The organism is Brumimicrobium aurantiacum, assembly GCF_003402975.1.
Lineage (GTDB): Bacteria > Bacteroidota > Bacteroidia > Flavobacteriales_D > Crocinitomicaceae > Brumimicrobium > Brumimicrobium aurantiacum.
Window position 1 is genome coordinate 1 of record NZ_QURB01000003.1, and the last position, 22,047, is coordinate 22,047.

Annotated in this window: 15 protein-coding genes; 2 read left to right on the forward strand and 13 right to left on the reverse strand. The window is 34.6% G+C overall.

Features of this window, described 5'->3' with window-relative positions:
* Window positions 1-77: 77 nt before the first annotated feature.
* From DXU93_RS05830 to DXU93_RS05855, 6 genes are all read right to left on the reverse strand, one after another.
* Window positions 78-2,687 (reverse strand): HYR-like domain-containing protein, encoded by a 2,610-nt coding sequence (locus tag DXU93_RS05830; RefSeq protein WP_116880339.1) that lies wholly within the window; start codon window positions 2,685-2,687, stop codon window positions 78-80.
* A 2-nt stretch (window positions 2,688-2,689) separates the two neighbouring features.
* Window positions 2,690-3,061: a hypothetical protein gene (locus tag DXU93_RS05835; RefSeq protein WP_123776056.1), complete on the reverse strand. Its 372-nt coding sequence runs from the start codon at window positions 3,059-3,061 to the stop codon at window positions 2,690-2,692.
* Window positions 3,062-3,159: 98 nt separating this feature from the next.
* A complete protein-coding gene (locus DXU93_RS05840; protein ID WP_116880341.1) occupies window positions 3,160-4,059 on the reverse strand; it encodes a sterol desaturase family protein in 900 nt (299 codons plus the stop codon).
* A 133-nt stretch (window positions 4,060-4,192) separates the two neighbouring features.
* Window positions 4,193-5,032 carry a prohibitin family protein gene (locus DXU93_RS05845; protein ID WP_116880342.1) on the reverse strand — a complete coding sequence of 280 codons (840 nt, stop codon included), beginning with the start codon at window positions 5,030-5,032 and terminating at the stop codon, window positions 4,193-4,195.
* Window positions 5,022-5,222, reverse strand: a complete 201-nt coding sequence (locus DXU93_RS05850) for a hypothetical protein (protein ID WP_116880343.1) — start codon at window positions 5,220-5,222, stop codon at window positions 5,022-5,024. The genes DXU93_RS05845 and DXU93_RS05850 overlap by 11 nt, the downstream gene beginning before the upstream one ends.
* Before the next feature lie 132 nt (window positions 5,223-5,354).
* Window positions 5,355-6,266, reverse strand: a complete 912-nt coding sequence (locus tag DXU93_RS05855; protein ID WP_116880344.1) for a hypothetical protein — start codon at window positions 6,264-6,266, stop codon at window positions 5,355-5,357.
* A 388-nt stretch (window positions 6,267-6,654) separates the two neighbouring features.
* On the opposite strand from DXU93_RS05855, the gene DXU93_RS05860 reads away from it, so the two are divergent.
* Window positions 6,655-13,143: an InlB B-repeat-containing protein gene (locus DXU93_RS05860; RefSeq protein WP_116880345.1), complete on the forward strand. Its 6,489-nt coding sequence runs from the start codon at window positions 6,655-6,657 to the stop codon at window positions 13,141-13,143.
* A gap of 6 nt (window positions 13,144-13,149) precedes the next feature.
* Here the strand turns inward: DXU93_RS05860 and DXU93_RS05865 are convergent, their stop codons facing one another.
* The 4 genes from DXU93_RS05865 to lpcA all read right to left on the reverse strand — a co-directional run bounded on the left by DXU93_RS05865 (window position 13,150) and on the right by lpcA (window position 18,868).
* Window positions 13,150-15,288, reverse strand: coding sequence for a lamin tail domain-containing protein (locus DXU93_RS05865; RefSeq protein ID WP_116880346.1), 2,139 nt, complete (start codon window positions 15,286-15,288; stop codon window positions 13,150-13,152).
* Between the two features lie 177 nt (window positions 15,289-15,465).
* Window positions 15,466-16,368, reverse strand: a complete 903-nt coding sequence (locus tag DXU93_RS05870) for a hypothetical protein (RefSeq protein ID WP_116880347.1) — start codon at window positions 16,366-16,368, stop codon at window positions 15,466-15,468.
* Window positions 16,369-16,506: 138 nt separating this feature from the next.
* Window positions 16,507-18,045 (reverse strand): YifB family Mg chelatase-like AAA ATPase, encoded by a 1,539-nt coding sequence (locus DXU93_RS05875; RefSeq protein ID WP_116880348.1) that lies wholly within the window; start codon window positions 18,043-18,045, stop codon window positions 16,507-16,509.
* A 259-nt stretch (window positions 18,046-18,304) separates the two neighbouring features.
* Window positions 18,305-18,868 carry a D-sedoheptulose 7-phosphate isomerase gene (lpcA, locus tag DXU93_RS05880; RefSeq protein WP_116880349.1) on the reverse strand — a complete coding sequence of 188 codons (564 nt, stop codon included), beginning with the start codon at window positions 18,866-18,868 and terminating at the stop codon, window positions 18,305-18,307.
* Window positions 18,869-18,980: 112 nt separating this feature from the next.
* On the opposite strand from lpcA, the gene DXU93_RS05885 reads away from it, so the two are divergent.
* Entirely contained in the window at window positions 18,981-19,430 is a 450-nt protein-coding gene (locus DXU93_RS05885) for a hypothetical protein (RefSeq protein ID WP_116880350.1), read from the forward strand.
* Window positions 19,431-19,529: 99 nt separating this feature from the next.
* Here DXU93_RS05885 and rsmG read toward each other — a convergent pair whose 3' ends face one another.
* From rsmG to DXU93_RS05900, 3 genes are all read right to left on the reverse strand, one after another.
* Window positions 19,530-20,153: a 16S rRNA (guanine(527)-N(7))-methyltransferase RsmG gene (gene rsmG / locus DXU93_RS05890; RefSeq protein ID WP_116880351.1), complete on the reverse strand. Its 624-nt coding sequence runs from the start codon at window positions 20,151-20,153 to the stop codon at window positions 19,530-19,532.
* A 110-nt stretch (window positions 20,154-20,263) separates the two neighbouring features.
* A complete protein-coding gene (locus DXU93_RS05895; protein ID WP_116880352.1) occupies window positions 20,264-20,869 on the reverse strand; it encodes an RNA polymerase sigma factor in 606 nt (201 codons plus the stop codon).
* Complete coding sequence (locus DXU93_RS05900) at window positions 20,860-21,996, reverse strand: glycosyltransferase (protein ID WP_116880353.1); 1,137 nt, start codon at window positions 21,994-21,996, stop codon at window positions 20,860-20,862. The genes DXU93_RS05895 and DXU93_RS05900 overlap by 10 nt, the downstream gene beginning before the upstream one ends.
* Window positions 21,997-22,047 lie beyond the last annotated feature (51 nt).

The following is a 22,047-nucleotide window of genomic DNA, read 5'->3' on the forward strand; positions in this document are numbered from 1 at the left end:
GTACAATACAGAAAGATTACATTCATCTCTAGGGTATGTTTCCCCTCTAGAAATGGAAATTAAGTTAAGAGGGAAAATTAATAAAGTGGCTTGATAAAATTTGTCACAAAATTAGTAGGAATTCCAGTTCCAACCGGTACCAATTGATTACCGTATGTTCCATCCCAACCAGTATTATGGTCGTTCGATTCAAATAGGATTTCACCCCATCTATTGTACACTTGGAATTTGTAATCATTTACGTCAAATCCAGCAACAAATACAGGTTTGAATGTTTGATTCAACTCATCATTGTCAGGAGTAAACGCATTTGGAACAAAGTAAACCAACTCTTGGAATACATTAATCAGAATGTTCGCGCTATCTAAACAACCATATTGAGAAGAAGCAGTCAACCAAACTTTATAAGTTGTTGATTCACTAATATCAAACTGGTGTGTTGGATGAACAGTATTCACGATTGGAGAACCGTCTCCAAAATCCCATTCGTAAGAAACCGCCCCAGTTGTGTAGTTACTGAAGTCAACTTCACCTGAGCTAAAGTTGTCCAATAAAGTTGGGTCTGATGAGAAATCAGCCTCTGGCGGCATATCACCAATTGTGAATTTACGTGTTACGAAAGTAACGTTACCACAATCGTCAGTCACACTGTATGTACGAACTACGTTCTCAGGACAGAATCCTCCATCAGAAACATCACTAACCCATTCGACGATTGGTGTTCCACAGTTATCCGCAGCATCAGAAACTAGTGTAGAGTCTGGTGCAGGTAAAACAGCTAATTGTACACTTGGGAGGTTACTTGCTGTTGGAGGTGTATCATCGTTAACCACGATAACTTGTACCTCTGTTGATGTGTTACCACAGTCGTCAGTTATAGTCCATGTTCTTGTAATTGTTTCTGGACATGTAAGACCGTCAGTTGTTTCTACACCTTGTAAGACACCTGAACCAAGACAATTGTCAGTATAGTTTAGGGAAACCATTGGTGGAATCTCTGATGGACATTGTAGTGTTAAATCAGCCGGTGCTGGATCAATTACCGGAGCAAGTGTGTCATTCACAGTGATCACTTGAGTTCTTGTTACAGAATTACCACAAGAATCTGTAACCGTCCATGTTCTTGTTAATACTTCAGGACATGTTGTTCCACTCGAAGTTTCTGTCCCTAAAAGGGTTCCGCTTCCTAAGCAATTGTCAGACCAATTTAAACTTGCTATTGGCGGTATTTGTGATGGACAATCAACAAACAAGTCTGCAGGTGCGGGGTCCATTGTTGGAGTAGTTGTATCGTGGACCACAATGATGTGTTCAATTTCTACATAATTACAAGAGTCAGAAACATGATAAGTTCTTGTTATTGTTTCTGGACAAGTATTTCCGTCTGTTGTTTCGTCAAAGAAAGTTACAGTTGGTGAAGCTGTATAATCATCAGTTACATTAGTGATAATTGATGGATCTGGTGCTGGAATATCAGCATAACACTGAACAAAAGTTGTGTCTGGAGTAGTTGCACTTGGCAATGAATCAATAGTTACAATTACTTCATGTGGACATGAAATGTTTGAAGAAATCCATCCACAGTTTAGTCCTGGATTAACTACATTTAAAGATGTTGCTTGGCAAACAAAGTCAGCAGATGTATTTGTGTCGTTACTACCGTTTCTTGATAAACTATATGCTACTCCACCTACTGTAGAACATACCGAGCTACAGCTGTTTCCAGTCCATTCTGTACCTAATGAAAGGGTATAACCATTAACTGTTGGACTAAACCCTGCTAGTTGTGCTTGCGTCCATCCCCATGAAATGAAATCAACAATATCACCTACGTCATTTACTACAGCAACCCATCCTGGTTGATTTGGATTCCACTGAATATTGTTCCCCCAATAAGAGGTTATAGAAGATCCTGATACATCTGATTTAGATAGAATCGAGCATGGTGAAAAACTATTAGGTAAGTTCCAAGTAATTGAGTTAACCGAGTTAATACTTGAATATGAAGCACTAATTGCAACAAACCAACCAGTGGTATTTACAGGATTACTGTAAAGGTTTGAGATCTCAATATAGTCTGCAGTTTGATCACCTGGAAATCCATGTAACCCAGCCTCTGTAATTAGTATAGAACCTTGAGATCCGCCTGAAGTTACTGTACCCGTGACTTGCATATAAAGTGTATCATCTTGTGTCATTGGTGGTGATGTATATGCTGAGTCGGTAGAAAGTTGGTTACCTCCAACTTCACTGTCCCACCAAGCAAGATTTGTTGAGGTGTCTCCTGTTGCACTAAAGTTAGCTTGTGTTCCGTAACATACAAAAGTATTTGCAGTGATTATAGGATCTTCAATCACTTCTATCATAAAAGTGTCTGTAACAACAGTTGTAGGACAAGTTGAACATCTAGCTTCTACAGTATAAGTTTCTGTTGCAACTGGTGTAGAAATATACATTGTTGCAGTAGACCAAGCTTGAACAATTGCGTTAGCAGCATTTTTTACTTGATATTCGTAGTTCCCTGTACAGTTTCCTGGGGAAACAAAATGAATAGTGTCAGTTGTTCCTTCACAAAACCCAAGTATTTGTGGGTTCGGATCTACATGGGTTGGTCCACACTGGGAGGAAGCGTAATTTGCTACACCAAGTAGAAAGAAGGTTAATATTAGTTTATAAAGTGCCTTCATAATTACTGTGTTATTTTATTGATATTTTCAAAGTCTTCTTCAAACATTGTTAAGTTCAGTTGAAGCTTCTCTGCCTTAAGAAGTGTCTCCTTAAAATTGGCATAAAGCTCATCTGTACTTGTACCATTTTCGTCGGCAATGTAAATCTTATTCATATGTGAATATAAATCTTTTAGTACATAACCGGATGTTTCTGAAATTGGCTCGTCGATATGAAACGATTGTTGTCGAAGAATATCTTCCACTGACATTTTACACTCAGTGTATTTTGTTGGTTCATTTTGACTAAATCCAAATGAGCAAATCATTAGAAAAGTAGATAAAACTGTTAGTTTTATTGTGTTTGTGCTGATTGTTGAGAAATTAAATTTCATATAGTTAATTGTTTAGTTTTTATCTTAACGCTCATTTTATGATTAGGGTTGCTTATTTTTATTACAATTATTTTTATTAGTGAACTGAAATATTACCTCTAATGTTTAGGTTTTTTGGTTTTTCTAAAAGGAGCTATTAATTGTTGGAAAAATCCTTTTGCATAATGTTCATCATCCTCAAATCCCAACTCTATGTCTCTTCCATCATAGGGAATGTAATTGGTTTTAAATAAATAATCCCAAATACTTAATGAAATTCCATAATTCATTCCGTAAGGATGAGATTTAGGTAATTCTTTTGCATGATGCCAAATATGCATTTTTGGATTATTGAAAATGTATTTCAAAGGACCGTAATCCCATCCAATATTTGCGTGATTTAAATGGCCAATTGCAACTGCAGATGTGTACACAATAAATGCGAGATGTAACTCAAAACCAAAGAGCATAGAGAGAGAAATGTATTTAACAGAATTGTAAACTAATGTTTCTCCGAAATGATACCTCATGTGAGCTGCAAATCCCATTTCTTTAACTGAGTGGTGAACTTTATGGATATTCCACAAAAAAGGAACACGATGTAACATAACATGAACACACCATTGAATAAAATCAGCAATAATGAAGAACAAAAACAGCTGCCATGCCCAGTGTAATTTTGATAAATCGATTAAATTTCCTCCTTCATAGCCTAAAGGTTTTAGGGCATCATTTAGGAATTGAACAGTAACCGAAGATAAAGCTGTGTAAAGTAAAAGGTTGAAAAGAAAAAAATTGAAGAACATATAAAAAGTATCCAAGAAGAAATCTTTTCGGAAAGCTTTCTGGTATTTTCGCCATGGATTAATTAATTCTAAAATCCATACCAATAGGGAGATAAAAATTACAAAATAGAAAAAATTCACACCATTTTCAGGAAATGGATTCTTTAGCGTATTCAAAAAATAAGATGCATAATTCTTATACGTTTTGGTGAATAAATCTATGTAATCAATCATAATTCAAAAGGGTTTATGAAAAGCAAAGTTGTTGAAAATACCTTCGATTATCTGTAACATATATTACCTTAAATAGTTTAAAAAAGAAAAGCCCCGAATTTTATTCGAGGCTTTAACTAAATTAATTCTTTAATTAGTTGGATTTCAAAATGCTTAATGATTTATCACCAAATACGTTGTTTGAACCATAAGGTGATCCACCACCGTCCCATTTTTCCCACTTTTTCAACTCAATGTATTGTGGGTTTTTCGCAATTTGTTCGGCCTCCAATCTAATTGCTTCTGCTTTAAATTTTGCAGAAATAATTAAAGATGAATCTCCACGTGCTTTTTCAATTCGAGCATTCGCTAAATATTCTTGTTCTTTTTGCTTCTCTTTAGCGGTAAGGTTTCTCTGCTTTTGAGTTTCCTTTTCTTCAATTTGATCTGCAATGTTGGTTGGTAGATTAACGTCAGCAATCTCAACATAATTTAGATTTAGGAAGTTTCCATCAAAATCCTTTTCTAAAATAGCTTCGATTTCGCCTTCTAAAGCTTCTCTTTTTGATGCATATACTTGCTCGTAAGTATAACGTCCAATAACATCTTTAATCGCACCTTTAGATTTGTCATCAATGAAAATCGTATAATTTTCACGATGTTTCATGTGTAAATTCGCAACCTTTGAAGGGATAATGTTGTAGTTAACAGATATTTCAACAGTTACATCTGTACCATTGATATCCATTACTTTTTGAACATATTGCTTTGATTTGTTAACCACTTCGTAATTAATCATTTTATTCCATGGAAGAATGAAATATGTACCTTCTACATAAACTTCTTCTTCAGTAATACTTGGAGAGTTGAATGGTTTAAATACAAATCCTTGTTCTCCTGGTTTTACATCTACCCACGAATTAAAAAATATTACAAATGCAATTAATGCAACCACTCCGATTGCTACATACCTCACCATGTGTTTAGTTTCCATACCTGTCTTTTTTTCCTTTTCTAACGATATAATCGATTGTTAAATAAATTATTGCAATTAATGCGATCAACACCAAAATCTTGATGAAAGGTGGTGATTTAAACAAATATCGAATAGAAATGTAAATGGAACCTCCGATAATCACGGAACCAAATATTATTCTAAAAATCTGTCTGTTTCTAACACTCATATACTGCAATTCTAATCGTCAAATATAGTATATTCTAAATTCTTACCAATGTAAGATAATGAATTAAAGTCGCTTTTATTTTAAAGCAATAGCAAATTTGATGTGTTAGCTTTTCAAAATCGAAAAATGAAATTATTTTTTAGATTTGAATTTTCTGTAAATAGAAAATAAAATTCTAAACCAAAACGGAGAGTGGTCCCAAGAATAGTTATAATATTCTATGTCTTGTCCGTTAAATCTTTGATTGAAAAATTGAATTCCTTTGACGCGTGATCCGCCAAAATCAATTGTACAGTTTTGACTAAATCCAAATTCAATAAAATGATTCATTAAAGCGTACATAGCACCATTGGACTGAAGGTCTTCATATGCTGTTCCTTTTAAATATAGGAGAGAGCCATTAAATTTTAATCCAATTAAACCTCCTTTGAGTTTATTGCCTTCGAAAACACCAACTTTATATAAATATCCTATTTTTTCGGCTTTTTCAACAATATCAAATAAGTATTTAACCTCTTTAGTGGCGTAAAGTGGTAATTTCTTAGAGAGTTCCTTTGCAATTAGTTGTGAAAGTTCGGTAGTATTAATATTGTCTTCGCGAATTTCATAATTGTTTTGACTAAAACGCTTAATCATTCTTTTGGCTTGTGTTTTTAATTTAAAACTGTCCTGATCAATACTTTGAAAAACTCTTGTTTTAAAGGTTGTATTAGGCAGAATTGCCAACTTTGATTGTAAATCACCTTTTTTATACCGTTGGTGAAGTGATTGCTCAAATTTATGCCAATCAATTTTTGAAATATTTCCTATGGGTTCGATATATCGTTGGAAAAGTGGAGGATAAACTCTTGTGACTCCTCCTTTGCGTACTACACCGACTGGAATTGCAAATGAGTAATCTTCAGCGATGTAAGCTTCCCAATCAATAGCTGTTGCGTCAAGGTAGAAAGAGCAAACATAAACACTTGAATGTGGAGTTTCAGAAACAAGCTGATCCCACCTTTCTCGATCTATTCTCTTTTGATTTATCCAATTTCCTGCCATCTCCACTTGGAGCGAAGTTAATTATTTTCTCGATTTAAAAATGACATAGGTTTATTTCTTTTCTGATTGTTCAAAGAATTTGTGCTGTTGTGAAGTATGGTTAATATTTCTGTTAAGGTAATGTGAAGTGTTAATCGTAATTTTTTTTGGTTTATTCAGTGTATTGAATCGATTTCTCGATGCAGTATATTTAAGAATAAAGGTTTTAGTGAATTTTGGGCTGTTTTGTCTATATGTTGATAGGTATTAAATTTTTATTATGATTCATTTTACCTTAATAAGCCTCCTTTATTCATTTTAAATTTGTTCAAAACTGAGTAGTAATTTCCTGTAGTTAACACGACTTTTAACTAACTACTATTCAGTATTTAGACAAATCAATTTTGAAATGTTTTTTAATGTAAAAAAGAGCAAATTTGCTAATGTATTATTGGTGTTATTGACCGTTGTTTTTGGTTGGTCAAATGCGTGGGGGCAAACGACGATTGCTAAAAATAGTTTTGAAACTTCAGGTGATACTTGGACTCCAATTACCTTTTCTGTGTCTCCTTGTACCAATGGGTCGGATAGATGGGATTACTCAACTAATTTAAGCAGTATTAGTCCTAGTGATGGTTCACAATTTTGGGGAATTCAAGATCTAAATGGAAATTGTGGTGGAAGTGGATTCGAAACAATTACATTTCCATCTTTGAATGTAAGTGCATATACAAATGTTGAAATATCATTTGATTATTATACAATTGGTTTCGACGGAACTGATGAGGTGGGTTATGAAATATGGGAAGATGGAGTAAGGGTTGTTAATTCAACGAGTCTCAATAAAAATACTGGCAGCTGGATTACTGAAACTCATAATGTAACAAATGGAGTTTCAGATGCTTATTTGGTTTTGAAAGTACAACAAGACGGTGGTTCTGATTATGCAGGTTTTGATAATGTTGAAGTAATAGGTACTTCCGCTGGTCCAACGTTAATAACCACTCCAACTTCACTTACAGATTTAAACTACGTAGTTGGAAATGGCCCTTCGGCGGTTCAATCTTTTGATTTGACAGGAGCTAATTTAGATGGAACGACAGATGTGGAATTATTGGCAGGTACAGGTTTTGAAATATCGACCAATAATTCAACTTTTTCAGGATCTTTGAATTTAGGAGCTAGTACTTCACTTTCACAAACAATATACGTTCGATTGGAAAGTGGTTTAGGGGTAGGGAGTTATTCCGATATCGTTTGGATTTATGGTGGTGGAGCGACTGATGTTGAAGTTGATCTTGAAGGAGAAGTTTGGTTAACTGCACCGCCGTTGGTTTATTGTACTTCAAGCGCTTCGAATAATTGGAGTCAACACATTTCAAATGTAGAATTTGGTACAATAGATTTTGGCGCAGGCTCAAATGGATATGAAAATAATACTTCAATTTCGACGAATGTTACAGTTGGACAAATTTACACTTTAACAGTTGAAAACGGCGCTCCATATAACAATGAAGAGATAAGTGTTTGGATCGACTGGAATCAAAATGGAGATTTTACTGATGCCGGAGAAAAAGTTGTTAATCAATTGTATGCCGGTAATTTCTTAACAAATACAGATATCAATATCCCACTAACCGCTGGCATAGGTTCAACGCGAATGAGGATTTCTATGCATAATTCTGGATCAATAACCTCTTGTGAGTCATATAACTACGGAGAAGTAGAAGATTACACAGTAAATGTAGTTCCTGCATCTCCAACCCTTGATGTGAGCCCAACTTCACTTTCGGGACTTGATTATACTTTTGGTTCAGGACCCTCAACTGTACAATCATTTGAACTAACGGGAAGTAATTTAGATGGAACAGATGTAGAATTAATTACTATCATAGATGACTGTGAAATTTCACTATCCAACAATAGCGGTTTTGGTCATTATCTTAACCTACCTGCATACAATGGAAATGCAACAACAATTTATGTGAGATTAAAAGCAGGCTTGATGGTAGATAGTTATATAGATCAAGTATTAATTTCTGGTGGAGGGGTAGCAGCTGCCAATGAGCCTGAAGTTGATCTTGAGGGAGAAGTAACGCCCACTCCTTATGATGTGATTTTTGATGCAAATGGAGGGGCGGGAACAATGGCTAATCAAACTATTATCTCAGGAGCGACAGAGAATTTAGACGCAAATACTTTTACAAGGTCAGGATATGTTTTTGATGGTTGGTCAACTACATCTAGTGGTACAGTTGATTATATGGATGGTGCTGCATATACAATGGGAAATAATGATGTTACATTATATGCTCTTTGGTCAGTTTATACTGGACCTTGTTTTGCTATGAATACGCCTGATTTTACTGGTTCTTCAGGTTATACAGGAAGTGGTGATCCCGATTCTGGAGGTTCTCCAACATCAACGGTTAGATTAGCTTCGGGAAGTAATCCTGGTTCAATTTCTACAACTGCAACAGGAGTTACCTCAGGAGATATTTCAGTTGAGTTTAGAGCCAAAGGTTGGGATAGTAATGAATTACAAGTTACAGTTACAGTTGATGGGACTTCTCAATTTATTTCTAATCTAAATTATAATGCTTTTGAAACGAGGACACTCTCATTTACTGGTGTTTCTGCAAATCCTGTAATTGAGTTTAGCACTGTTTCGGGTAAGAGGGTTCATATAGGAAATGTGGAAATATATTGTTTGGTGGCATCCCCAACCCTCACAACTTCCCCAGCATCGCTCACAGGCCTTAACTATGTCGTAGGAAATGGACCATCAACTGTGCAAAGTTTTGATTTAACAGGGAGTAATTTAGATGGAACGACAGATGTAGAATTATTGGCAGGAACAGGTTTTGAAATATCGACCAATAATTCAAATTTTTCAGGATCTTTGAATTTAGGAGCTAGTACTTCACTTTCACAAACAATATACGTTCGATTGGAAAGTGGTTTAGGAGTAGGGAGTTATTCCGATATCGTTTGGATTTATGGAGGTGGTGCAACTGATGTTGAAGTTGATCTTGAGGGAGAAGTAACGCCCACTCCTTATGATGTGATTTTTGATGCCAATGGTGGAACGGGAACAATGGCTAATCAAACAATTACCTCAGGAGCGACGGAGAATTTAGACGCAAATACTTTTACAAGGTCAGGATATGTGTTTGATGGTTGGTCAACTACTTCTAGTGGTACAGTAGACTTTACAGATGGTGCTGCATATACAATGGGAAATAGCGATGTTACATTATATGCTGTTTGGTCAGTTTATACTGGGCCGTGTTTGGAAGATGATTTTAATAGTGGATATGGAAACTGGACAGAAGGAAGCGGTACTTACAATAATAATAATGCTGGATATTCTGGAAATGGAATAGGTTTTAACGATAATAATGATGATATCATTACAGCTTCTACGATGACTAACCCACAATCCATTAGCTTTAATTGTAGTGCAACTAGTAGTGCAAATTATACAATATTGATTCAATATTCAACTTCAGTCTCTGGACCATGGACGACTTCAGCTTCATTAAGTGCTAATGGTTCAAATACTGGAGATATAACGACAAGTAATTCTTTCAAAAACATTTCTTTAAATTTAAATGGAGATTATTATTTGCGAATTATTCAGACACCTAGGTCGGGGGGAAGCTTCTATTTAGATGATGTAGAAGTATATTGTGGACCAACAACGCCATCCTGTACTTCTACAGCTTCAATTACTTCTTTTATGCCAACATCTGGGCCAGCGGAAAGCTTGGTTACAATTTCAGGTTCTGGTTTTACAGGAGCAAGTGCTGTGAAATTTGGTAGTGCAAGTGCGTTGAGTTTTACAATCATTGATGACAATACCATTGTTGCTGAAGTACCTTCAGGATTAAGTCCTACTGTAGATGTTTTTGTATCGGATGCTTCAAGTTGTGATGCTCAAGGCTCAAGTAGTTTTACATTTATAGAATATGACGGTACTTGTGGAAATTATCCAGGATATACAGATTTGTTTATCTCAGAGGTATATGATTCTGATAGTAATAATGAATGGCTGGTGGAGTTATTTAACCCAACCCCAAATGCAATTACTTTAAATGGAGTTTATGAGGTTAAACGAGCAGGAGATATTTCTTCATCACCTTCTTATTCAAGAACGATAACCCTTACAGGAACTGTGGCAGCGAATAGCACTTATACACTAAACATCGGAACTAGTAGTTCTTGTAGTGGGAGCTATGATTTTAGTGAGTCAGGGGCGGGTATAAATGAAGAGGATATGATTACCCTATTTAAAAATGGTACACTTGTAGATGTAGTTCATGCACCAGACGATATAGGTTATTCTTTGCTAAGAAATGTTGGAACTAGTGTTGTGGCTCCTTCAGATACGTATATTGCTTCTGATTGGACAGCGAATAACTCAGAAAGTTGTAGTGATCTAGGCACATATAATTTAACAATAACTCCTGCAATAAGCTTGACTTCAGGTCCAACAGATGTTACCAGTTGTTCTGTTTCAATGTCGGTTGTTTCTTCTACTTCAGGAGTGAGTTATAAATGGATGTACAATGATCCGTCGAATATGGCAGGCTGGTCTGAAGTGAATGCCTCTAATATTAACGTTGGAACCATTTCAGGAGAAACTTCTGCAAATTTGACTATTTCAGGTGATGTTTCTTCATTAATTGATTTTCAATTTTATTGTGAAGTATCAAATGGAACCTGTGATTTAGCTTCAAACTCCGCGCAATTCGATGTTGATTCAAAACCTATTTATCGTTCTGTGGTTTCTGCCAATGGAAATTGGTCTGATTACACCAATTGGGAAATGTCTACTAATTACACAACATACACTGCAGCTTGTACTTATCCACGAGATTTTAACTCCGATGAGGTAATTATTCAAGATGGTACAACGATTGTTTATGATTTAACAGGTGCTGATGAGATCACAATTAACAAAGTGACAATTGAGGCAGGCGGAACACTAGAGTTGTCAGCAAGTAGTCATTTAACTATTGAAGGAAATACTGCAAACGCAGATTTAATTGTTAAAGGAACATTGTTTGACCGAACAAATAGTTCTCATTCATTAAGTTTAACATCAGGAACTACTTGGGAAATTAATTCCTCAGGAACATTTATTAAAAGTAATGCGGGTGCTATTGCATTTTATCGAGACCAATATGAGGGAGGGATGTCTTCAATACCAGCAGGAGCAACTTGGATTTATCGATACAATGGAGATGGAAACCCAAGTGTTGGAGCAGTGAATTTCTTTTATCCAAATTTGATTTTCGAGAATACAACAGGATCTACATATTCTTGGAATACGGTGGGGAACTTATTCGATGGCAGTACTGGCGGGTATACCACAGTTAAAGGAAATTTTGATATTGGCGTAAGCGGTAATGCTGGTTGTGAAGTGGCAATAGTGAATTTTAATTCACAGCCCATGCTCATTCATGGAGATCTATTCATAGAGGCAGGTTCTAAGCTTATAAATAAAAATAGTAGTGCATCCACATTTGGTACTGGAGTAGAATTGAAAGGGAATTTAACCGTGAATGGAGAGCTTAATATATTAAATGGTTCAACTGAACGAGTTTTAAAATTTTCTGGTAGTGCAGATCAAAGTGTTTCAGGTTCTGGAGTGTTGAATCTTTATAAAGTAGATGTGAATAAATCAGGAGGTAGTATGATGATTCATAAAGATTTCCATGTTCAAAACGAACTTGTAATGAACAATAGTAATATTTATTTGAATGGGAACTTAATAGAACTTGGCCTTTCTACTACTCAAAAAGGAACTTTAACCTATACAACTGGATATGTTGTGGGGAAAATGCGTCGTTGGTTTGACGGAACAAATGCTGGAAATGCATCTAGTTTATTCCCAATTGGAAGTAATGATTCTGGATTAAAAAATAGAAATGCAAAAATAGAGTTTACGAATGCACCTTCAAATGGAGGATACTTGACAGTAGAGTTTATTAATTCACCAATGACATATGACGGACTTCCAATTTCATCCACTAATTCTGGCGGAGCAGGCTTTGATATAACCACTGCTGAAGATCAAGGCTTTTGGAAGATGGAAAATGAATCAGGAAAGTTAGATGATGGACAATATACGATAACCTTAAATGGAGAAGGGTTTACAACTGTAAATAATTTAAATCAGTTAACCTTATTGAAACGTGTAGTAACAAATAGTCCGGATTGGTTTTGTCCTGGGAATCATGTTTCTCCTACTGGTTCAGTTTCAAATCCTATAGTTGCACGTTCGGGAGTAACAGGTTGGTCGAATTTTGGATTTGGTGGGGGAGTAGTCAACCCATTGCCGATAACTTTAAGTAGTTTCAATGTAATCTGTAATGAAATGAATGAAATTACCGAAATTCAATGGACAACAGCAAGTGAATCAAATTCTTCTCATTTCATTGTCGAAAAAAGTACTGATTTTATCAATTGGAATAAAGTTGAAACCATCGCAGCAGCTGGAAATAGCGATCAATTTAACCATTATAATGTTTTAGATAGATCAGGAGTTGGTGGAATTAATTATTATCAACTTATACAATATGATTTTGATGGAGAATATGAGGTGTTTTCTCCAATAAGTAGTGAATGTAATTTTAATTCAAATAGTATAAATATTTATCCAAACCCTACAGATGGTGTTGTAATTATTCAGGTAGATTGGAAAAGCAAATCAAAATATAGCTTGTATGAATTGACTGATGCTACGGGTAGGATTATTGCGTTAAATGAGACAATGTTGAAGCAAGGGAAAAATGAAATTAATCTTGATTGTTCACTATACTCAGCAGGAGTTTATACCATTACTTTTCCTCAATCGAATTTAAAACCTCAGAAATTAATTGTAAAATAGAGAAGTTTACTGAATATACAAACGTTGAGTTTCTCTAGTTTCTAAATTATGAATAAAGAAGATACCATGACCATCAAAAGTGGTTGAAGATTGGTTGTCTACATTTTTTATTGTTCGGCCTGTGATGGAATAAATACGGTAATTTCCTTTCTCTGGAAAATGAATAATTCTTGTTTGTCGGTCATAGTATATTCTATTAAACTTAATATTTATTGAAATAATTTGATTGTGTTTTTTTATTCCTTCAAAATTTTCAGACGTTAACTTATAATATTGTATCCCATTGTTATGTATAGCATGTTTTATAGAATACTCCGTCGAATTATTGTTTTTACCTAAGGCCTTGACTTTGGTGACTTCTTTAAAATTGATACCATCGTTTGAATGATAAATTGTATAAAAATCAGTATCGATCTCCATGCTTGAAATCCATTTGAGAAGAACTTGTTTTTTATTTCTTTCTGCAGTAAAAGATGTTGATTTATTTTGTAATGCAATTAAGCCACAGTTTCCCGTTGTCGATCGAAGCATTTTGATCCATTTTTCATTTTCAACACTGTTACTAGAACCAGGTGTTTCTTCAGCGGAAGCGTTTCCTATATTCCAGTTATTAATATTTCTAAAATCGCCATTGTTAAAATATCCATTCATAAATTGCATATTGTCATCACTTAGTTTTGTACCATCAATTCCTCCATTATTTAGCTCTCCATAAGATAACCCAAAGAAATAATCACCATTTGGTTTTCTTGTTTGTACTGCATCATTATCATTATTTAACCCAATAGTGGCAGGCCAACTGGTAAGCGTTGGAGCGGGAGCGGTATTAGGACTATAGGTAGAGTCCGAAGCGTTAGGGAACTCGTGAAGCGGTTCTAAGAATGTTGTATTGTTGTAAGGGATTATGTAAACCGAATCAGAATTTGAATCTGTTGGATCATCTGCTGGAATTAATGGATTTCTTGCTCCAGAAGAGCTATTGTAAATCACAATTATAGAACCTACAGCGATGCCACTCCATTGTATGTCATTGGTTAGTTTTAAATGTCCATCAGAAATTCCCTCATTCCCATATTCACCATTATTATCATCTATGATATACTCACGAATATCAGTTGTGGATCCACATTCTCCTAGGACAACCAGTTCGAAATATTCTTGTGCTCCTTCTGGACCATTAGAAAATTCATTAATAACAATTCCACCAAAATCTGGAATTACTGGTAAACAAGGATAGGTATTGTCAATTTCTATGTCGTGTCCATTATTACTTCCGTAAATAGTAGGAGAATTACTTTCCACTCTTATTCTATAATTAGAACCAGCATTGTAATTTGATGGTATCGTTATTGGAATATTTCCAGAGATGTTTGTTCCAGATAATGAAATACTTCCAATTTGATCACTATTAAGGAAGGATCCATTCATGTCTGAAATGTAGGCATTGAATTCATTACCAGAGTTAAAACTTCCTGTTGTTGAAAAAGAAACTGAACTGTTGTATTCTGTACTACAATTAACAGCAATGTAATTTAGGGAAAATGTGGTTGAAATGGTGTTTGAATTACATGCTGGAGCCTCTCCAAACCCTGTCATTGTACTTCCATTACTAATAAATTCAAAGCGAATACTAGGATCAGTCCAATACGTAGTGGTTCCAGTACATATACCCGGTTTTATAGCAATGTTTTGATTTGCTGTGCTCACTCCACTTCCATCCCAACTTGAACCAGGATCATTACTACATTCTCCGATGACATCCATCAACACACCGTCTAAATATAATTCTAATGCATCGTCTCCATTAAAGATAAAGCCATAATCAGTAACTCCAGCAATATCGTTTCCATTGATAGCAAAATTGACAAGGTCTGTAGACCCAACAACCCAAACCTGATTTGGGCCAATAACACCAGAGTTAATTGTCACTTTTGTTGAACATGGATCTCCATTTGTTCCTTGAGAAATGCTTATGTTTTGACTTGATAGATCAATGGAATTTGAAGAATGATTATATATTTCAATTCCTTTAGGTATACTACCAGAATTAGTTTCAATATATTGACTAATCATAATTTGTGAAATAGCCGAATTACCTAAGCCGAATAGTATACATATAGCGAATAGAAGATTAAATGGTTTCATCAGTAAGTTGCGGTTTTCTAAACAGTGCAACTCAAATTTAAAAAAAAAATAATTGTATTTTAAAATTATGTCAAATTATTTATAATCAGTCTGTAATGAAAAAAACACTCAAAGTTTATGTTAATTTCATAAACCTTGAGTGTTTTATTGTTTTACGATATATAAAGATTAATCAATCTATTTTTTAGCGATTACTTCGTCACCGAATCGTTCGTAATTAACCAACCATGCTGCGGCATTTTTTACATATCTTCCAGTACCTGCTGTGTCCCATTTTAGAAATAATCTTGTAAATCCTCCATCAACAAGTAAACGTTTTCCATCTTTCTCATAAGCTGCTGTTACAAGATTTCCACTTGATCCATAAATAATTGGTGTTAAATCCTTATGTTCAGCTATTGTGGCAATTGTAATTCCTTCATATATATTTTGTAAACCAGTTGTAATCAAATGATTTGGCATAATTCCAGATTTTTTCTCATTTTCTAATAATCCAACAGTTTGATCTCCCATTACATTTCCTGTCATACTATTTCCAATTAAATAATCAGCAATGTAATTGGCGTCAGCATAGTAAGGTTGATTGTCTCCCCATATATAAACACCTTTACCGCTATCAAAATATTTCTTAATCACCTTAGCGTGATCTTCATTTAGTTTACGTCGGTTCGAAGAAACAATCCAAAGCTGACAAGATTTATCAAGTGCTTTTTCTAATTCTTCAGCAGATGGAGGGTTGTTAATCCAGCGGTACACTGAAAATCCTTTTTCTTTTAGAGATGCAGTAGGATAGCTAAAATCAAATCCTTCTCCTGTATACAAGTGTAGTACAGCAATCGTTTGACCTTCAAAAGCACCATCTACTGCAAGGTCGTATTGATTTCCTTCTGCATTTCCATAACTGTCAGCCTGAACTTCTCTAACTTCTGTAATAATTTCTACTTCTTGTGTGGCTTGATTAACCCTTTCTACTTGAACCTCTTCGGTAATCACATTTTGTTTTGCAATAGAATTATATTGTGCATGTGCACTTCCGATAAGTAATACCGATGCTAGGCAAGATAAAAATAACTTTTTCATAATTTTTCGTTTTAGATTTCCCTTCTGTACAACTTACTTTCGAAAGCGTTCAAATTAAATTATGAATTGTTGGGCAAAAAGTGAGTGTTGTAGGAAATACTCCAACCTGTAACTCGTATTTGAAATAAACGTAATTCTCTATTTCGCCCAATCTTCACGGTCCAAGCTTCTAAATTGTATTGCTTCAGAAATATGAGTGGTATTAATACTCTTATCTTTGTTTAAGTCAGCAATTGTACGCGCAACTTTTAAAATTCGATCATAGGCTCGAGCAGAAAGCCCAAGTCGATCCATTGCTTGTTTCAAAATAGTATTACACGCTTCGTCAATAGGACAATATTTTCGTAATTCTTTACTTGACATTTGTGCATTACAATGTGTTTCTTGGGAGTTTTTGAATCGATCTTCTTGAATTAATCTTGCTTCAACAACCCTATCCCGAATGTTTTCACTTCCTTCCTCTGGCTGATGATAAGCTAATTCATCAAAACTAACGGGGGTAACCTCAACGTGTAAATCAATTCTGTCGAGTAGTGGACCACTAATTTTATTGAGGTAGTTTTGTACGATACCTGGAGCGCAAACACAATCTTTATCAGGGTGGTTGAAATAACCACAAGGACAAGGGTTCATGGCTGCAACCAACATAAATCCGGCGGGATATTCGACTGTGAACTTGGCTCTAGAAATAGTTACAAATCTATCTTCTATTGGTTGTCTCATCACCTCTAAAACGGACCTTTTATATTCAGGAAGTTCATCCAGAAACAATACCCCATTATGAGCTAATGAAATTTCTCCAGGTTGTGGATAACTTCCTCCACCAACCAGTGCAACATCGGATATGGTGTGATGAGGTTTTCTAAATGGTCTTTCTGTAATTAAGCCAGCTCCAGCGTTTACTTTTCCAGCGACAGAATGAATTTTTGTAGTTTCTAATGATTCATTGATACTCATTGGAGGAAGTATGGTTGGTAATCGCTTTGCGAGCATTGATTTTCCTGCTCCTGGTGGACCAATTAAAACCACATTATGACCTCCTGAAGCTGCAATTTCAAATGCACGTTTTATGTTTTGCTGTCCTTTAACATCTCTAAAATCAACAGCAAAATCGTTTAGTTTATTGTAAAACTCTTGTCGAATATCAATTTTTGTTGCTGTTAAACCTGTTCCATTATTCAGAAAACTAACGACTTCATTAATTGATTTGGCACCATATACTTCTAGTCCATCAACTATTGCTGCTTCTCGAACATTTTCTTCTGGTAAGATAATTCCTTTGAATCCTTCTTCTTTGGCTTTTAGGGCGATGGGAAGAATTCCTTTTAAAGGTTTTAGACTTCCATCAAGTGATAGTTCTCCAAGTAGAATGTAGTCGGCCAGTGCATCTGTATTCACTTGTTCGCTTGCTGCCATGATTGCAATTCCAATGGGCAAATCAAAGGTCGAACCTTCTTTTCTAATGTCGGCAGGAGCCATGTTTACAGTAATTTCTTTCATTGGATATTTATATCCATTATTGGAAAGTGCTGCTTTTATTCTTTGTTGACTTTCTTTTACCGCGCTATCGGGTAAACCAACCAGAATAAAACTGATTCCTTTATCTATATTTACTTCAATTGTGATTGTGGTGGCTTCAATGCCGAATACGGCGCTGCCAAATGATTTTACTAACATATTGATTTAGGTTTTTAACGTTACTCTAAATTAAGTTAGTGAAAAAAATGAGTTTGCCGTAATCTTTATAGAAATATTTTTTCGTTCCTAAAATCTATATTGAACTTGTATTGCGTTGTTTATGAGCTTACGAAATGAAAATCATACGAGGCGAGTAATTATACAAAAGGCCTAACAATGATAGGCCTTGAAACAGATGTGTCATTAAATTAAAAACAGTTGCCACCAAATGAATTTTTAGGTAGCATTAGCCGACAATCTACAAGTTCGTCTCAATATAATCTATAAGATTATGAATTACTTTAATATGAATTTCTTGTGCTCTATCAGCATAGTTTGAACGTGGAGCACGGATTTCTACATCACACAACTCAGCCATTTTACCACCATCTTTTCCTGTTAGTCCAATAACCTTCATTCCTTTATCTTTAGCAGCATGAATTGCATTAACAACATTTGAAGAGTTTCCACTGGTTGAAATTGCAAGTAAAACATCTTCTTTACGACCAACTCCTTCAACGAATCGTGAAAATATATAGTCAAAACCATAGTCGTTAGCAACACAAGAAATGTGAGATGGGTCTGAAATTGAGATAGCACCAATGGAAGGCCTATCATTTCTGTATCTTCCTGTTAATTCTTCTGCGAAATGCATGGCATCACACATAGAACCTCCGTTTCCACAGCTAATTATTTTTCCTTCATTTTTTAAACTTTCAACGAGAATGTTTCCTGCGTTAGCTATCTTTTTAAAGTTGTCTTCAGTACTGAATTGTTGAAGAATTTCTAATGCCTCGCTAAATTGGTCTGCTATTTGTTTCATGTTCTTGAATTAATGCTCAAATTTAGAAAAAATAAAATATAAACATTCATGGTATTGATGCATTTTATTATATTTGAAATCCGTGAAAATAAACTTTGTTAAACTATACAAAATGAAAAAAACGTTATTACTCGCAATCACTTCTATTTTTCTATTTAGTGCAAATTCAACTTTTGCTCAAGATGAAGAATCAAAAGATTTGAATTGCTTTGAAAGATATGAAGAAGCATTTAAGGAACGAGGATCTTATACGATTTCAGATAATATATATAGAAATGTTATGATCTCTTTTTTCGAAGGAGATGAGGTGTTTTGTGTGCGTGGTAAGGTGCGTGTAGAAAATGGTTACATCAGTACAATTTTCTATTACTATGATGATAATACAGAAGAGCTTTACGGTAAAAAATTCCATAATTTAAAAAGTGAACCGCCTTCAATTAATAACGGTATTTCAGAAATGATTGTTAATGCTGATAGAGAAAAGTTAAAAGTTGTGTTCGTCGATAAGTTGAAACCAAAAAGAAAGAAATTACAGCAAATGACAATTCCAGATAATTTGTAATTGTTTATTTCTATAAATTAAAATGAGGCTGTTTTTTAAGACATCCTCATTTTTTTTGTTCAATACTTTGGTTTACAAATTTCTTAGTTCTTTATATAATTAATATAATTGAACGTAAACTATTTTTTTCGTTTCAAAAAACTCCTCTTCATAATAAGTAGGAATTTCATAATACTCATGGAAGGTCTTTAAAGTGCTCATTTCCTCTGTTAAATCTCCACCTTTTAAATATAAAATTCCGTTAGGAAGTGCGTTTTTGTGTTTTTTCTGTAGCTTGTTTCTAACCCATGTAATAAAGGTTGGCATTTTTGTTACAGCTCTACTCACAATAAAATCATATTTATCTTTCAACTGTTCAGCTCTTTTATGGCTAGCACGAACATTTGTAAGTCCTAAAGCTTCTACAACAGCCTCAACAACTTTAATCTTTTTCCCAATTGAATCTACTAAGTGAAATTCACATTCTGGAAACAAAATCGCCAATGGAATTCCTGGAAAACCTCCTCCTGTTCCAACATCTAAGATCTTTGTTCCAGGATTAAAACGAATCACTTTTGCAATCGCAAGTGAATGTAGTACATGACGTTCATAGAACTGGTCCATGTCTTTTCTACTGATTACGTTGATTTGCTGATTCCACTCTTCATAAAGTGGAGCCAATTTTTCAAATTTTGAAACTTGATCCTCGGTTAAATTCGGGAAGTATTTTTTAATCATTTCCATGTTGCAAAAATAGCATAATCCATTGTATTGATTACCGTATTTTTAATAAGAAATGGGATAAAATAGAAGAGGAATGAGCGTGTCAACAAATTAGTGCGTTGCTTTCTAAACTAAATTGTATCTTTTGTTTTCTCCATTATATTGGCCAAAAATTCTCTCGCTCTAAATAATTGAGCTTTTACCGTTCCTAGCGGCAAATCAAGTTCATCCGCTATTTCATCATAGGTGAGTTCTTCAAAATAACGTTTAATAATAAGCTCTTTATAGCGCGGTTTGAGCTTGTCCACAATTTTTCGCATTGTTTTCACCTTCTCCTGCTTCATAAATGTTTCTTCAGGATCCAATAAGCCACCATCGACTTGCATTCCTACAGCCTCACCATTTTCGTTGGTGTATGCGTGGTCCATTGAGGTAAGCGAAACCCTCTTTTTTCGAATAAAATCAATACAGTTATTGGATGCAATTTTAAATAACCATGTACTAAATGCGTAATTTGGAGTGTATTGATTGATGCGATTAAAAGCTTTTCCAAATGCTTCAATGGTTAGATCTTCAGCATCATCTGTGTTTTTAATCATTTTGAGGAGCATAAAATAAACAGGTTCTCTGTAGCGATTCATCAGTTCAGCAAACGCAGCTTGATCACCACCTTTAGCACGGTCCACGATAATTAAATCCTTCTTTCCTTTATCTGATAAATTCTTTCCTACTTCCATTTTGACCCTGTTGATTTTTCAGAGGTATAAAAAATAATCGGAGTAATTATAACATAAATAAGATCCCAAAGAAGTACACTCCAGATAAATGATTTTTGTGCTAATTTATTAAAGGATAATCCAAGAATTAACCATTTTGAAATCATTAATAAGACCAAGATACCTATCGAAATCCATGTCATTGCTCCAATATTTATCAAAGTAACTAAAGATATGATTAGCAAGAGCAGTGACAATGGATATATTCCTAACAATAGCTTTTTGAAAAGTGGATAGCGCTCAGAAGTAGTGTAGTGTCTTGATTTTTGTTCAATAAGTTTTTTCCATGTATTTTGTCCATCAGAATAACAGAAACCATCATTGTTAAGCGAAATTGCATAGTTTTTATTTTTGGCCACTTCTTGAATAAATAAATCATCGTCTCCAGAGGAAATAGAATAATGACTTTTAAATCCTTTATTATCCAAAAACACTTTTCGTGTGTATGCTAAGTTTCTTCCTACTCCCATATAAGGAACTCCTGACTTAGCATAAGACAAATAGTTTAATGCGATAAAGGTAGTGTCAACCCTTATAAAACGATTAAGTAATCCTGGAACGGTGGTGTGAGGACCATAACCTAATACAATTTCTTTTTTTTCTGTAAATCTCCCTGCCATTGTTCTTAACCAATTTGAAGAACTAGGTTTACAATCTGCATCAGTCATTATTAAGTGCTCATATTTGGCGCCTTTAATTCCAATAGAAAGTGGTAGTTTTTTTCCTTTTGATAGATGATTGTTTTTCTCGATATTGATAATTTTAAGATGAGAATATTGCTTTTCAAATGCTTTTAAAATACCAAATGTATTATCAATGGATTGATGGTTCACTACGATGACTTCAAATGCTGGGTAATTTTGTTCCAAAATGTTTGGAAGCAATTCAAATAGATTATCTTCTTCGTTTCGTGCGCATATAATCACACTCACTGGTGGAAGAGTTTCTTCAATGATTGGTTTTTCCGTGTGAAAAGCAATTCTGCTGTAAAAGAAAAATACCCAAAATAATTGTAAGCCTGTAAAGCTCCAAAAGGCAATAGAGACAAAGCTTTGAAATAAGTTAGAAAAATCAGGAAGCAAATCCATTTTTATAGTTTTTTACAAATATGGCACACTTGTTTAAATACCGTTATCTTT

What these genes read in the sequence shown, in the direction of transcription:
- lpcA (WP_116880349.1), bottom strand. Translation starts at nt 18,868, where the DNA reads ATGAAACAAATAGCAGACCAATTTAGCGAGGCATTAGAAATTCTTCAA.
- DXU93_RS05850 (WP_116880343.1), bottom strand. Translation starts at nt 5,222, where the DNA reads ATGAGTGTTAGAAACAGACAGATTTTTAGAATAATATTTGGTTCCGTG.
- DXU93_RS05855 (WP_116880344.1), bottom strand. Translation starts at nt 6,266, where the DNA reads ATGGCAGGAAATTGGATAAATCAAAAGAGAATAGATCGAGAAAGGTGG.
- DXU93_RS05900 (WP_116880353.1), bottom strand. Translation starts at nt 21,996, where the DNA reads ATGGATTTGCTTCCTGATTTTTCTAACTTATTTCAAAGCTTTGTCTCT.
- DXU93_RS05860 (WP_116880345.1), top strand. Translation starts at nt 6,655, where the DNA reads ATGTTTTTTAATGTAAAAAAGAGCAAATTTGCTAATGTATTATTGGTG.
- DXU93_RS05865 (WP_116880346.1), bottom strand. Translation starts at nt 15,288, where the DNA reads ATGAAACCATTTAATCTTCTATTCGCTATATGTATACTATTCGGCTTA.
- DXU93_RS05840 (WP_116880341.1), bottom strand. Translation starts at nt 4,059, where the DNA reads ATGATTGATTACATAGATTTATTCACCAAAACGTATAAGAATTATGCA.
- DXU93_RS05830 (WP_116880339.1), bottom strand. Translation starts at nt 2,687, where the DNA reads ATGAAGGCACTTTATAAACTAATATTAACCTTCTTTCTACTTGGTGTA.
- DXU93_RS05870 (WP_116880347.1), bottom strand. Translation starts at nt 16,368, where the DNA reads ATGAAAAAGTTATTTTTATCTTGCCTAGCATCGGTATTACTTATCGGA.
- DXU93_RS05875 (WP_116880348.1), bottom strand. Translation starts at nt 18,045, where the DNA reads ATGTTAGTAAAATCATTTGGCAGCGCCGTATTCGGCATTGAAGCCACC.
- DXU93_RS05835 (WP_123776056.1), bottom strand. Translation starts at nt 3,061, where the DNA reads ATGAAATTTAATTTCTCAACAATCAGCACAAACACAATAAAACTAACA.
- DXU93_RS05895 (WP_116880352.1), bottom strand. Translation starts at nt 20,869, where the DNA reads ATGGAAGTAGGAAAGAATTTATCAGATAAAGGAAAGAAGGATTTAATT.
- rsmG (WP_116880351.1), bottom strand. Translation starts at nt 20,153, where the DNA reads ATGGAAATGATTAAAAAATACTTCCCGAATTTAACCGAGGATCAAGTT.
- DXU93_RS05885 (WP_116880350.1), top strand. Translation starts at nt 18,981, where the DNA reads ATGAAAAAAACGTTATTACTCGCAATCACTTCTATTTTTCTATTTAGT.
- DXU93_RS05845 (WP_116880342.1), bottom strand. Translation starts at nt 5,032, where the DNA reads ATGGAAACTAAACACATGGTGAGGTATGTAGCAATCGGAGTGGTTGCA.